This is a genomic window from Methylorubrum sp. POS3 (assembly GCF_043352485.1).
Lineage (GTDB): Bacteria > Pseudomonadota > Alphaproteobacteria > Rhizobiales > Beijerinckiaceae > Methylobacterium > Methylobacterium suomiense.
Genome location: NZ_JAPRBT010000001.1, coordinates 3,624,145 through 3,637,421 on the forward strand (window position 1 = coordinate 3,624,145; position 13,277 = coordinate 3,637,421).

Below are 13,277 nucleotides of genomic sequence, written 5' to 3' on the forward strand. Positions count from 1 at the left end.
GGCGCCGCTCGGCGTGAGGCCGCTACACCGCCCCCGGAGACGCGAGAGCGAGGAGCCCGCATGCAGGTCGAGACCCAACCCCGCGCCGTCGGCCTCTGCCCGGACCGGCTGGAGCGCGTCGATTCCTGGATGCGCGGCTATGTCGAGAGTGGACGGCTCGCCGGATTGTCGGTCGCCGTGATGCGCGGCGGCAAGACCGCCTTCTTCCGCGCCCACGGCCATGCCGACCTCGCGCGGCAGAAACCGTTCGCGGCCGACACCATCACCCGCATCTACTCGATGACGAAGCCGCTGACCTCGCTGGCGGTGCTGATGCTCTACGAGGAGGGCCGGTTCCAGCTCGACGATCCGGTCGCGCGCTTCCTGCCGGAATTCGCCGAGATGCGGGTGATGGTCGGCGGCAACCGGGCCAAGCTCGAGACCGTGCCGGCGTTGCGCCCGATCACGATCCGCGATCTCCTCACCCATACCAGCGGCCTGACCTACGGCTTCATGGAGGCGACGCTGGTCGACGCGCTCTACCGCGCCGAGGCGATCGACTTCCAGACCTCGAAGCTCAGCCTCGGCGAACTCGTCGGCAAGCTGGCGCAGCAGCCGCTGCTGGCGCAGCCCGGCGCGGAGTGGAACTATTCCGTGGCCACCGACGTCCTCGGCCACCTCGTCGCGGTGGTGTCGGGCCTCGACTTCGCCGAGTTCATGCGCCGCCGCATCCTGCGCCCGCTCGCCATGCACGACACCGATTTCTCGGTGCCGGAGGACAAGCAGCCGCGCTTCGCCGCCAATTACGCCTTCGACCGCGAGGGGGCGCTCAGGCTCTACGACGACAGCGTCGACAGCAAGTTCCTAAGGACCCCGCCTCTGGCCTCGGGCGGCGGCGGACTGGTCTCGACGGCGGGCGACTACCTTCGCTTCTGCCGCCTGATCCTCAACCGGGGGGCGCTCGACGGCGTGCGACTCCTGGGGCGCAAGACCGTCGACCTCATGCTGATGAATCACCTCCCCGGCGATCTCGCCGCCATGGGCCAGCCGCGCTTCGCCGAATCCTCCTATGCCGGAATCGGCTTCGGCCTCGGCTTCTCGGTGATGCTGGACCCCGCCGCCGCGCAGATCATCGGCACGCCCGGCGAAATCGCCTGGGGCGGGGTGGCCAGCACCTCGTTCTGGATCGACCCCGCCGAGGACATGGCCGTCGTGCTCCTGGCGCAGCTCGTCCCCTCCTCCGCCTTGCCCCTGCGGCGCGAGCTGCGCGTGCTGACCTACGCCGCCTTGGTGGATTGATGCCTGCAAGATCCTTCCGGCTGCGGCGCCGCGAGCACCGCAGCCTCGGCGGAAGGAAGCGGAAGGACGGGCTCCAAACCGTCCGCTATGGGGCATTCTAGAACGATTTGAAAGATATTTACCCAGAATTGATCGATTTTCGCAGCGCAACGACGCGATTTTGATCGAAGATTTTTGTCAAACCACGAGACTGCTTGATTGAACTTTAGTGCCTGCCTTGGTTGGATCAGTTCCTAGAACAAGACCAATCTGGGCAGGAGATCGATGGCCAGTCTTGAGCCTTGGAACGCCACGCGGGCGGCCGGAATCGTCGGAGAGCTGAAATCGCTCGAGGGCGCGACGCTCCCGATCTTGCACGCGCTCCAGGAAACCTTCGGCTACGTCGACGCCGACGCCGTTCCGATGATCGCCGACGCGCTGAACCTGTCGCGCGCCGAGGTCCACGGCTGCCTGACCTTCTACCACGACTTCCGTCGCGAGCCCCCGGCGGGGCATCGCCACGTCAAGCTGTGCCGGGCCGAGGCCTGCCAGGCGATGGGCTCCGACCGGCTCCACGGCGAGATCCTCTCCCGCATGGGCTGCGATTGGCACGGCACCAGCGCCGACGGCGTCACCGTCGAGCCGGTCTACTGCCTCGGCCTGTGCGCCAACGCCCCGGCGGCCCTCGTCGACGACGAGCCGCTCGCCCGCCTCACCGCCGATTCCCTCGACGCCGCGCTGAAGGAGACCCGGGCGTGAGCATCACGATCACCGTCCCGCAGGACGCCGTCGCCCTGGGGCTCGGCGCCAACCGCGTCGCCCGCGCGATCTTCAAGGTTGCGGAAGCCCGCGGCCTCGATATCCGCATCGTCCGCACCGGCACCCGCGGCCTGCTATGGCTGGAGCCGATGGTCGAAGTGGCCACGCCCGAGGGCCGCATCGCTTACGGTCCGGTGAGCCCGGCCGATGTCGAGGGTCTGCTCGACGCAGGATTCCTCGAGGGCGGCGAGCACGCGCTCCGCCTCGGAAATCCGGAAGAAATCCCGTTCCTGGCGCGCCAGCATCGGCTGACCTTCCACCGCTGCGGCGTGGTCGATCCGGTCTCGGTCGAGGATTACCGGGCCCATGGCGGCTATCGCGGCCTCGAAGCCGCACTGAAACTCGACGCCGAGGGCGTCGTCGCCCAGGTGCGCGAATCGGGTCTGCGCGGGCGCGGCGGCGCCGGCTTCCCGGCGGGCATCAAGTGGAACACGGTGATGCTGGCCCAGTCGGACCAGAAATACGTGGTCTGCAACGCCGACGAGGGCGATTCCGGCACCTTCGCCGACCGGATCATGATGGAGGGCGACCCCTTCAACCTGATCGAGGGCATGACCATCGCGGCCGTCGCCACCGGCGCGACGCGGGGCTACATCTATTGCCGCTCCGAATACCCGCAGGCCTTCAAGACGCTGCGCACCGCCATCGCCAACGGCGTGAAGGCCGGAATGCTCGGCGACGACATCCTGGGCTCCGGCAAGGCCTTCCACCTCGAAGTTCGCTTGGGGGCCGGCGCCTATATCTGCGGCGAGGAGACCTCGCTCCTGGAGAGCTTGGAGGGCAAGCGCGGCATCGTCCGGGCCAAGCCCCCGATCCCGGCGCTGAAGGGGTTTCTCGGCAAGCCGACGCTCGTCAACAACGTCATGACCTTCACGGCCGTGCCCTACATCCTGGAGCACGGCGCCAAGGCCTATGCCGAGTACGGCATGGGCCGCTCGCTGGGCACCCTGCCGATCCAGCTCGCCGGCAACATCAAGCATGGCGGCCTGATCGAGTACGCCTTCGGCATCACCATCCGTCAGGTGATCGAGGAGTTCGGCGGCGGCACGGCCTCGGGCCGGCCGGTGCGGGCGGTGCAGGTCGGCGGTCCGCTCGGCGCCTATTTCCCCGACGATCTCCTCGACACGCCGCTCGATTACGAGGCGATGGCGGCCAAGAAGGGCCTCGTCGGCCATGGCGGCATCGTGGTGTTCGACGACACCGTCGACATGGCGCGCCAGGCCCGCTTCGCCTTCGAGTTCTGCGCCACCGAATCCTGCGGCAAGTGCACCCCCTGCCGCATCGGCGCGACGCGCGGCGTCGAGACCATGGACAAGGTCATCGCGGGCATCCGCCCGGAGGCCAACCTCAAGCTCGTCGAGGATCTCTGCGAGGTCATGACCGACGGCTCGCTCTGCGCCATGGGCGGCCTGACGCCGATGCCCGTCATGAGCGCGATCACGAATTTCCCCGACGACTTCCGGCGCATGGGCGATCTGCCCGTCGCGGCCGAGTGAGGAGGCCCCAACGATGACCCTCATCAAGGAAATCGACTACGGCACCCCGATCCGGCTCTCCGAACAGACGGTGACGCTGACCATCGACGGCGAGAGCGTGACGGTGCCGGCGGGCACCTCCGTGATGGCCGCCGCGATGCAGATGGGCACCAAGATCCCGAAGCTCTGCGCCACCGATTCGCTGGAGCCGTTCGGCTCCTGCCGCATGTGCCTCGTCGAGATCGAGGGACGGCGCGGCACGCCCGCCTCCTGCACCACGCCGGCCGAGAACGGCATGGTCGTGCACACGCAGAACGACAAGCTGCATCGCCTGCGCAAGGGCGTGATGGAGCTCTACATCTCCGACCACCCCCTCGACTGCCTGACCTGCGCGGCCAACGGCGATTGCGAGTTGCAGGACACCGCCGGCCAAGTGGGCTTGCGCGACGTGCGCTACGGCTACGAGGGCGACAATCACGTCAAGCCGACCTCCGAGCGCTACCTGCCGAAGGACGAGTCGAACCCCTACTTCACCTACGACCCGTCGAAATGCATCGTCTGCAACCGCTGCGTCCGCGCCTGCGAGGAGACGCAGGGCACCTTCGCGCTCACCATCGAGGGCCGCGGCTTCGACTCGCGCGTCGCGGCCGGCCCGACCAACTTCATGCAGTCCGAATGCGTGTCCTGCGGCGCCTGCGTCCAGGCCTGCCCGACCGCGACCCTGCAGGAGAAGACGGTCCACCAATTCGGCCAGCCCGACCATTCGGCGGTGACGACCTGCGCCTATTGCGGCGTCGGCTGCGCCTTCAAGGCCGAGATGCAGGGCGACAAGGTCATCCGCATGGTGCCCTACAAGGGCGGCAAGGCCAACGAGGGCCATAGCTGCGTCAAGGGTCGCTTCGCCTACGGCTACGCGACGCACAAGGACCGCATCACCAAGCCGATGATCCGCGAGAAGATCACGGATCCGTGGCGCGAAGTCTCCTGGGAGGAGGCGATCCATCACGCCGCTTCCGAGTTCAAGCGCATCCAAGCCCAATACGGCCGCGACTCGGTCGGCGGCATCACCTCCTCGCGCTGCACCAACGAGGAAGCCTATCTCGTCCAAAAGCTCGTGCGCGCCGCCTTCGGCAACAACAACGTCGACACCTGCGCCCGCGTCTGCCACTCGCCGACCGGCTACGGCCTGATGTCCACGCTCGGCACCTCCGCCGGTACGCAGGACTTCAAGTCGGTCGAGGAATCCGACGTGATCCTCGTCATCGGCGCCAACCCGACCGACGGCCACCCGGTCTTCGGCTCGCGCATGAAGAAGCGCATCCGCGAGGGTGCCAAGCTCATCGTCGCCGATCCGCGCAAGATCGATCTGGTGAAATCGCCCCACGTCCAGGCCGATTACCACTTGCCGCTCAAGCCCGGCTCCAACGTCGCCTTCGTCAACGCCTTCGCCCACGTCATCGTGACCGAGGGGCTGATCGCCGAGGATTACGTCCGCGAGCGCTGCGATCTGGCCGAGTTCGAATCCTGGGCCCGCTTCATCGCCGAGGAGCGCAATTCGCCGGAGGCCGCGCAGGCCATCACGGGCGTCGATCCGCAGGCGATCCGCGAGGCCGCCCGCCTCTACGCCACCGGCGGCCGGGCTGCGATCTACTACGGTCTGGGCGTCACCGAGCACAGCCAGGGCTCGACCATGGTCATGGGCATGGCCAACCTCGCCATGGCCACCGGCAATATCGGCATGGTGGGCGCGGGCGTGAATCCGCTGCGCGGCCAGAACAACGTGCAGGGCTCCTGCGACATGGGCTCGTTCCCGCACGAGCTGCCGGGCTACCGCCACGTCTCGGACGACGCCACCCGCGAGAGCTTCGAGGCGATCTGGGGGGCCAAGCTCGACAACGCGCCGGGCCTGCGCATCACCAACATGCTGGACGAGGCCGTCTCCGGCACCTTCAAGGGCATGTACATCCAGGGCGAGGACATCGCGCAGTCCGACCCCGACACCCATCACGTGACCTCCGGTCTCCGGGCCATGGAGTGCATCGTGGTCCAGGATCTGTTCCTGAACGAGACCGCGAAATACGCCCACGTCTTCCTGCCGGGCGCCTCGTTCCTGGAGAAGGACGGCACCTTCACCAATGCCGAGCGCCGCATCTCCCGCGTGCGCAAGGTGATGGCTCCGATGGGCGGCTACGGCGATTGGGAGGGCACGGTACTGCTCGCCAACGCGCTGGGCTACCGGATGGACTACACCCATCCCAGCGAGATCATGGACGAGATCGCGGCGCTCACCCCGAGCTTCGCGGGCGTGTCCTACGCCAAGCTGGAGGAGTTGGGCTCGATCCAGTGGCCGTGCAACGAGAAGGCGCCGCTCGGCACCCCGATGATGCATGTGGACCGGTTCGTGCGCGGCAAGGGCCGCTTCATGATCACGGAATACGTGGCCACCGACGAGCGCACCACGGGCAAGTTCCCGCTGATCCTCACCACCGGCCGCATCCTGTCCCAGTACAATGTCGGCGCCCAGACCCGGCGCACCGAGAACTCGCGCTGGCACGAGGAGGACGTGCTGGAGATTCACCCCTTCGACGCCGAGCTGCGCGGCATCGTCGACGGCGACCTGGTGGCGTTGGAGAGCCGGTCCGGCGACATCGCCCTGAAGGCCAAGGTAACCGAGCGGATGCAGCCGGGGATCGTCTACACGACCTTCCACCACGCCAAGACCGGCGCCAACGTCATCACCACCGACTATTCGGACTGGGCCACCAACTGCCCCGAATACAAGGTGACGGCGGTGCAGGTCCGGCGCACCAACCGGCCCTCCGACTGGCAGGCGAAGTTCTACGAAGAGGATTTCTCGCTGACCCGTATCGCCGAGGCGGCGGAGTAAGCCCTCGGGAGAGGCGGTTTTCGCCTCTCCTACCCAACCCCCTCATCCTGAGGTGCCGGAGCGAAGCGGAGGCCTCGAAGGAGGGCTCCCGTTCGCTGAGCGATCCCTGGAGCCCTCCTTCGAGGCTGAGCTCGCGCTCAGCACCTCAGGATGAGGGCGAGGGATGGCCTGCGGTCCCATCCATCCAGAGCCCGAGCAGGCGATGAGCGCGACACATCCCAACGACAAGCTGGTCCGCATGGCCAACCAGATCGCCCTGTTCTTCCGGTCCTATCCGGAGAACGAGGCGGTGGCGGGCATCCACAACCACATCGTCGCCTTCTGGACGCCGAAGATGCGCCGCGACATCGAGGGCTATGCCGACGAGGCCGGCGAGCGGCTCGACCCGCTGGTCCACAAGGCCCTCGACGGCAAGCCCGTCACCGACAGCCCCGTGCGCCCGGCCACCCGCAACCCGCAGCTCGCGGGCGAGGGCGCCAGCGACGCCGGCTGATTCGGTCAGGGATGGGTCCGGCCCGTCCAGGCAGACCGCTGCGCGCGAAGCGTCGGCAAGTCTATTGGCTCCGGTCTCAAGTCTGTTGCCTCGAGACTCTTGCGTCGCGCCGCATGTTACGGCATGACGCGAGCCGCGCCCCGGCGCCGTAGGAGTGTAGCTCAACTGGTCAGAGCACCGGTCTCCAAAACCGGGGGTTGGGGGTTCGAGTCCCTCCACTCCTGCCACGGGCGCCCTCCACCCATTCCACCGACATCCCGGCCCATCGACAAGCCGCATCTCTTGCGCTAGAGCGGGCCCATTCCGAGATCGTCAGATGCCGTCGGTGCCGGACCCCCAAGGTCCTCGCACCGCGATCGGCGGTTCCCGGAGCCTTTTCGGTCTCAAGTGCGCCATGGCATCGAACGAAGCGACCAAGAAAGCCGACGCGGCCCGCGGCCCCGCCCGTGGGACGTCCTCGACGTCGCCGCAGCGCCCGACGCCGCCCGCGCGCCCGGCGCCCAAGCGCACCGGCCCGCTCGAATTCTTCGGCGAGGTGCGCGACGAGGCCCGCAAGGTCACGTGGCCGACCCGCAAGGAGACCACCATCACGACGATGATGGTGTTCATCATGGTGGTGATCGCGAGCCTGTTCTTCGTCGCCGTCGATCAGGTGCTGCGCGTCGGCGTCGGCCTGATCCTGGGCATCGGCGCCTGATTTTTCGAGGCTTCCCGGAAGCCTCAGGGAGTTGAGAAGACCCGTGTCGAAGCGCTGGTACATCGTCCACGCCTACTCGAACTTCGAGAACAAGGTCGCCCAGTCCATCAAGGATCAGGCGGCTCAGCGCGGGCTGACCGAGCTGTTCGACGAGGTCATGGTTCCGACCGAGAAGGTCACCGAGGTGCGCCGCGGCCGCAAGGTCGATGCGGAGCGCAAGTTCTTCCCCGGCTACGTGCTGGTGAAGTGCGACCTGACCGACGAGGTCTACCACCTCATCAAGAACACCCCGAAGGTCACCGGCTTCCTCGGAGCCGACAAGGCCAAGCCGGTGCCGATCCCCGACGCCGAGGCCGAGCGGATCAAGGGACAGGTGCAGGAGGGCGTGGATCGTCCGAAGCACACGGTCTCCTTCGAGATCGGCGAGACGGTGCGCGTCGCCGACGGTCCCTTCGCCTCCTTCAACGGCACGGTGGAGGAGATCGACGAGGCCCGCTCCCGCCTCAAGGTGGCGGTCTCGATCTTCGGCCGCGCCACCCCGGTCGAGCTCGAATACGGGCAGGTCGAGAAGGCCTGATTTCCGCAAGTTTCGAGGCCGATCGCGTTGGATCGGCCTCCATCCCTTTCGGTCGCGTTCGCGCACCGGAAACCGACGGCGCCGCTCGGCCCGTCGTCATCCGCGGGAGATCCGCCCGGCTTCGCCCCCGGGATCGTTCGGATCGCACCGCGACCTGCAACCGCCCGTCCGACCGTGCCTAGGCAGCGCGGGGACGCGCACACTTTGGGAGCAGTCCCATGGCGAAGAAGATCACGGGCTACGTGAAGCTTCAGGTCCCGGCCGGCGCCGCCAACCCGTCGCCGCCGATCGGCCCCGCGCTCGGTCAGCGCGGCCTCAACATCATGGAATTCTGCAAGGCCTTCAACGCGAAGACCGCGCAGATGGAGAAGGGCACCCCGATCCCGGTGATCATCACCGCGTATCAGGACCGTTCCTTCACCTTCGAGATGAAGCAGCCGCCGGTCACCTACTTCCTCAAGAAGGCGGTCGGCCTGAAGCTCGGCAAGAAGCCGGCCTCCGGCTCCAAGACTCCCGGCAAGGGCCCGACCGTCGGCAAGATCACGGAAGCGCAGCTCCGCGAGATCGCCGAGAAGAAGATGCCCGACCTCAACTGCGACAGCGTCGATTCGGCGGTCGCGATGATCCGTGGCTCCGCGCGGGCCATGGGTCTCGAAGTCGTCGCGTAAGGGAGGGCATCATGGCACGCGAAGGAAAGCGCATCCGCGCCGCCCGCGAGGGTCTGGAGCCGACCAAGCTCTACGCCATCGACGAGGCGATCAAGCTGGTGAAGGCCAAGGCCAACGCCAAGTTCGACGAGACCGTCGAGATCTCGATGAATCTCGGCGTCGATCCCCGCCACGCCGACCAGATGGTCCGCGGCGTCTGCAACCTGCCGAACGGCTCCGGCCGGACGGTGCGCGTGGCGGTCTTCGCCCGCGGCGCCAAGGCGGACGACGCCAAGGCCGCGGGTGCCGACATCGTCGGCGCCGAGGATCTCCTGGAGATCGTCCAGAGCGGCAAGATCGAGTTCGACCGCTGCATCGCGACCCCGGACCTGATGCCGCTCGTCGGTCGCCTCGGTAAGGTGCTGGGCCCGCGTGGCCTGATGCCGAACCCGAAGGTCGGCACCGTCACCATGGACGTGAAGGGCGCCGTCGCTGCCGCCAAGGGCGGCGCGGTGGAGTTCCGCGTCGAGAAGGCCGGCATCATCCATGCCGGCGTCGGCAAGGTGTCCTTCGACGAGCAGAAGCTCGTGGAGAACATCAAGGCCTTCGCCGACGCGGTCGCCAAGGCCAAGCCCACGGGCGCCAAGGGCACCTACATCCAGCGCATCGCCGTCACCTCGACGATGGGCCCGGGTGTCAAGGTCGAGCCCTCGACCGTCCTGACCGCCTGATCGATCCGCTCCGCGGATGCGTCCGAGAGAGGGCGTCCGGCCGGCAGGCCGGGCGCCCTCTTCCTTTTGAACGGTCTCCGGCTTGCCCCGAGCCCGTGGTTTGCTAACCCATGATTTGATAAGTTGGGCATTCGGGCATCCGCCCGCATGCGGGACGGTCGCCGGTCGACCGGCGGAGCGACCGATCATGGGACGGGCAGGAACGCTCGGGATGCCGCCTGCCGGAGGGCTCACGCCGTGACCCTGACGGGACGCATCCTGCTCCTCGTGCTGCTGGCGCTCGCCCCCGCCGTCGCCGTGCAGGTCTATAACGAGCACGCCCTGCGGGATTCCCGCTCCGCCGCGGTCCGGGCCGCGGCCCTGCGCGGCGCGCAGGCCGTGGCCGCCGACCTCGCCGACTTCGCCGACGGTGCCCGCCAGACCCTCGATATCCTGGCCGAGGAGCCCGTGATCCGGAATCGCGAGGCTTCTGCCTGCAGCACCTTCCTCGGCGCGGTCGCCGGCCGGATCTCGGGTTCGCAGGTCATCGTCGTGACCGACCGCGAGGGCACCCTCGTCTGCAACAGCCGCGGCGCGGCGCCCGGCGCCTACTCGCTGGGCGACCGCGGCTATTTCCAGCGCGTGATGGCAACGGGCCATTCGGCCGTCGGCGAGTACGTGATCGGCCGCGGCACCGGCCGTCCCACGATCCAGTTCGCCCACCCGCTGCACGATGCGTCGGGTGCGATCGACGGCCTGATCAATCTCGGCTTCGATCCCGAATGGCTCGGCCGCCGCCTCGGCAATGCCGGCCTGCCCCACGACGCGACGATCACGGTCACCGATCGCAACGGCATCGTGCTGGTGCGCCTACCGGATTCCGAAGAATGGCTCGGACGCCCGGTGCCGGAGACCTTCACCACCGGTCTCGGCCGCGCTGTCGCGGAGGGCGGTGTGACCGAGATGGAGGGCCTGCGCGGGAATATGCGCATCGCCGGGGTGGTGCGTCCGGGCGGACCTCTCGACGGCATCACGGTGATGGTCGGCCTGAGCCGCGAGGTCGCCTTCGCGGATATCGACGCGGCCACTCGGCGCGGTGCCATCCTGATCGCCCTGGGGACGTTGCTCGCCGTGCTGGCGGCGCTCTGGGGCGGACGCCGCTTCATCCGCCGTCCCGTGCGCCAGCTTCTCGACGCGGCGGGCGCCTGGAGCGCGGGCGATCTCGGGATCCGCTCGGGCCTCAGCGGCACCTCCGAATTCGGCAAGCTCGGCCGCGCCTTCGACCGGATGGCCGCCGATCTTCAGCGCCACGAGGAGAGTCTGAAGGCCGAACTCTCCCGCAGCCATGCGCTGCAGGAGCAGCAGGTGACCATGCTGCACGAGCTGAACCACCGGGTGAAGAACACGCTCGCCACCGTCCAGTCCCTCGCGCGCCAGTCCCGCGGGAGCGAGGAGCAGGTGGTGCAGCTCGAGAACCGCATCCTGGCGCTCTCCAAGACCCACGATCTCCTCACCCGCCGCGACTGGACCCGCGCGCCCCTGCATCAGGTCCTGGAGAACGAGCTGTCGCCCTACCGCTCCGGGGAGGGGCACGTGATCCTCTCGGGCGAAGAGGTGGAGCTGCCGCCGCGCTACGTGCTGGCTCTGGGCATGACCGCCCATGAGCTGACCACCAATGCGGCCAAGTACGGTGCGCTCTCGACGGAGGAGGGCCGGGTCAACGTCGCGTGGCGGGTCAAACGGAGCGAGTCGGGCCGCGAGCGGCTGCGGATCGAATGGTCCGAGACCGGTGGCCCCGCGGTCGCGCCGCCCCGGCGTCGGGGCTTCGGCAGTCGCCTGATCACCGGCGGCATCGCCCGCGAACTCGACGGCGAGGTGCAGCTGGATTTCGCGCCCGCCGGCCTGCGCTGCGTCATCGACGTTCCCCTGGAGCGCGAGGCCGCGCCGCCGATCGCCTTCGAAGGCGCATCGCGTCGCACGGGAACCTGATGTCAGAGGGGGAGGCCAACGCCCGCGGCTGTGCTAGATAGGCGCCATGCGTTGCACCATCCCCGTCTCGTCCCGCCGGCGCATTCTCTGCGTCTTCCCCGCCTACACGCCGTCCTTCGGGACGTTCTCACACGCCTATCCATTGATGGGCGGCGTGAAGGCGTTCATGCCGCCGCAAGGCCTCCTCGTCATCGCGGCCTACATGCCCGAGTCCTGGGAGTGTCGCTTCGTCGACGAGAACATCAAGCCGGCCTCGGCGGAGGAATTCGCCTGGGCGGATGCGGTGTTCGTTTCCGGCATGCACATCCAGGAAGGCCAGATCCACGACATCGGTCGTCGGGCCCATGCCGCCGGCAAGGTCGCGGTGCTCGGCGGCCCGTCCGTCTCCGGTGCGCCGGAGAAGTATCCGGATTTCGATTATCTCCATGTCGGCGAGATCGGCGACGCCACCGACCGCCTGATCGAGATTCTCGACCGCGACCTGTCGCGGCCCGACGCCCAGGTGGTGCTCGACACCAAGGACCGGCTGGCCCTGTCCGACTTCCCGGCACCGGCCTACGAGTCGGCGCCGCTCAAGCGCTACCTGATCGGCTCGCTGCAATTCTCGTCGGGCTGCCCCTATCGCTGCGAGTTCTGCGACATCCCGCAGCTCTACGGACGTCAGCCGCGGCTGAAGTCGCCGGAGCAGATGTGCGCCGAACTCGACGCCATCATCAGCCAGCCCGGCCACCCGGCGGTGGTCTATTTCGTCGACGACAACTTCATCGCCAACCGCAAGGCGACCCGCGAGATGCTGCCGCATCTCGTGGAATGGCAGAAGAAGAACAACTACCCGCTCCAGTTCGCCTGCGAGGCGACGCTGAACATGGCCAAGCAGCCCGAGATCCTCGAGCTGATGCGGCAGGCCAATTTCATGACCGTGTTCGTCGGCATCGAGACGCCGGAGGCGGACGCGCTCAAGGGCATCGACAAGACCCACAACGCCGCCGTGCCGATGTACGAGGCGATCGCGACGCTGAATTCCTACGGGCTCGAGGTGACCTCGGGCATCATCCTCGGGCTCGATTCCGACACCGACAAGTCGGAGCAGAACCTGATCGACTTCATCGACAAGTCGGCCATCCCGGTGCTCACGATCAACCTGCTCCAGGCCCTGCCCAAGACCCCTCTGTGGGACCGGCTGGAGCGGGAAGGCCGCCTCCTGCACGATGCGAGCCTCGAATCGAACGTGCTGTTCAAGCGGCCCCACGACACCGTGGTGAGTTCCTGGCGTCGGGCCATCGCCCATGCCTACAGCCCTGAGAACCTGTTCGAGCGCTTCAAGCACCAGTGCGACGTGACCTACGGCAACCGTATCGTCACCCCCACCGCGGGCAAGCTGACCTTCACCAATCTCCGCCGCGGCCTGATCCTCGGCTTCAACATCATCACCCGCGTCGGATTGTTCTCGGATTACCGTCGGCCGTTCTGGCGGGCGGCGGGCCATGCCCTGCGCAAGGGCCAGATCGAGGCGGTGTTCAACATGGGCTTCGTCGCCCATCACCTGATCCGCTTCACCCGCGAGGCACTTCGCGGCGAGCACAACGCCTCGTTCTACGCCGCCAAGGCCGCCGAGCAGGAAGCCGCCCGCGACCGCAGCTGGTGGGAGAACACGAGGCGTCGGTTCACCCCGGAGCGGGAGGCGGCGTAAGGGAGCGGAAGGCCACGGATTCGATAGGAACTCTCC

Annotated in this window: 11 protein-coding genes and 1 tRNA gene; all 12 read left to right on the top strand. The window is 67.8% G+C overall.

Annotated elements, in window-relative coordinates:
• Positions 1–60 precede the first annotated feature (60 nt).
• A complete protein-coding gene (locus tag OWC43_RS16770; protein ID WP_393957495.1) occupies positions 61–1,278 on the top strand; it encodes a serine hydrolase domain-containing protein in 1,218 nt (405 codons plus the stop codon).
• A 264-nt stretch (positions 1,279–1,542) separates the two neighbouring features.
• Entirely contained in the window at positions 1,543–2,016 is a 474-nt protein-coding gene (locus OWC43_RS16775) for a formate dehydrogenase subunit gamma (RefSeq protein WP_393957496.1), read from the top strand.
• Positions 2,013–3,572 (top strand): formate dehydrogenase beta subunit, encoded by a 1,560-nt coding sequence (locus tag OWC43_RS16780; protein WP_393957497.1) that lies wholly within the window; start codon positions 2,013–2,015, stop codon positions 3,570–3,572. Before OWC43_RS16775 ends, OWC43_RS16780 begins: the two co-directional genes overlap by 4 nt.
• Before the next feature lie 13 nt (positions 3,573–3,585).
• The gene (fdhF, locus tag OWC43_RS16785) at positions 3,586–6,438 is read left to right on the top strand and encodes a formate dehydrogenase subunit alpha (protein WP_393957498.1); all 2,853 of its coding nucleotides are present in this window, start codon (positions 3,586–3,588) and stop codon (positions 6,436–6,438) included.
• A 202-nt stretch (positions 6,439–6,640) separates the two neighbouring features.
• Entirely contained in the window at positions 6,641–6,931 is a 291-nt protein-coding gene (locus OWC43_RS16790; protein ID WP_393957499.1) for a formate dehydrogenase subunit delta, read from the top strand.
• Positions 6,932–7,081: 150 nt separating this feature from the next.
• Positions 7,082–7,158: transfer RNA gene (locus OWC43_RS16795), tRNA-Trp, on the top strand.
• 167 nt (positions 7,159–7,325) lie between these two features.
• Entirely contained in the window at positions 7,326–7,628 is a 303-nt protein-coding gene (gene secE / locus OWC43_RS16800; protein ID WP_137829997.1) for a preprotein translocase subunit SecE, read from the top strand.
• Between the two features lie 43 nt (positions 7,629–7,671).
• Complete coding sequence (nusG, locus tag OWC43_RS16805) at positions 7,672–8,205, top strand: transcription termination/antitermination protein NusG (RefSeq protein WP_137829998.1); 534 nt, start codon at positions 7,672–7,674, stop codon at positions 8,203–8,205.
• A 218-nt stretch (positions 8,206–8,423) separates the two neighbouring features.
• The gene (rplK, locus tag OWC43_RS16810; protein WP_137829999.1) at positions 8,424–8,873 is read left to right on the top strand and encodes a 50S ribosomal protein L11; all 450 of its coding nucleotides are present in this window, start codon (positions 8,424–8,426) and stop codon (positions 8,871–8,873) included.
• Between the two features lie 11 nt (positions 8,874–8,884).
• A complete protein-coding gene (rplA, locus tag OWC43_RS16815) occupies positions 8,885–9,583 on the top strand; it encodes a 50S ribosomal protein L1 (RefSeq protein WP_137830000.1) in 699 nt (232 codons plus the stop codon).
• A 237-nt stretch (positions 9,584–9,820) separates the two neighbouring features.
• Complete coding sequence (locus OWC43_RS16820) at positions 9,821–11,551, top strand: sensor histidine kinase (RefSeq protein WP_393957500.1); 1,731 nt, start codon at positions 9,821–9,823, stop codon at positions 11,549–11,551.
• Between the two features lie 46 nt (positions 11,552–11,597).
• Positions 11,598–13,241, top strand: coding sequence for a B12-binding domain-containing radical SAM protein (locus tag OWC43_RS16825; protein WP_393957501.1), 1,644 nt, complete (start codon positions 11,598–11,600; stop codon positions 13,239–13,241).
• Positions 13,242–13,277 lie beyond the last annotated feature (36 nt).

What these genes read in the sequence shown, in the direction of transcription:
- rplK (WP_137829999.1), top strand. Translation starts at nt 8,424, where the DNA reads ATGGCGAAGAAGATCACGGGCTACGTGAAGCTTCAGGTCCCGGCCGGC.
- OWC43_RS16825 (WP_393957501.1), top strand. Translation starts at nt 11,598, where the DNA reads ATGCGTTGCACCATCCCCGTCTCGTCCCGCCGGCGCATTCTCTGCGTC.
- OWC43_RS16770 (WP_393957495.1), top strand. Translation starts at nt 61, where the DNA reads ATGCAGGTCGAGACCCAACCCCGCGCCGTCGGCCTCTGCCCGGACCGG.
- OWC43_RS16775 (WP_393957496.1), top strand. Translation starts at nt 1,543, where the DNA reads ATGGCCAGTCTTGAGCCTTGGAACGCCACGCGGGCGGCCGGAATCGTC.
- fdhF (WP_393957498.1), top strand. Translation starts at nt 3,586, where the DNA reads ATGACCCTCATCAAGGAAATCGACTACGGCACCCCGATCCGGCTCTCC.
- secE (WP_137829997.1), top strand. Translation starts at nt 7,326, where the DNA reads ATGGCATCGAACGAAGCGACCAAGAAAGCCGACGCGGCCCGCGGCCCC.
- rplA (WP_137830000.1), top strand. Translation starts at nt 8,885, where the DNA reads ATGGCACGCGAAGGAAAGCGCATCCGCGCCGCCCGCGAGGGTCTGGAG.
- OWC43_RS16790 (WP_393957499.1), top strand. Translation starts at nt 6,641, where the DNA reads ATGAGCGCGACACATCCCAACGACAAGCTGGTCCGCATGGCCAACCAG.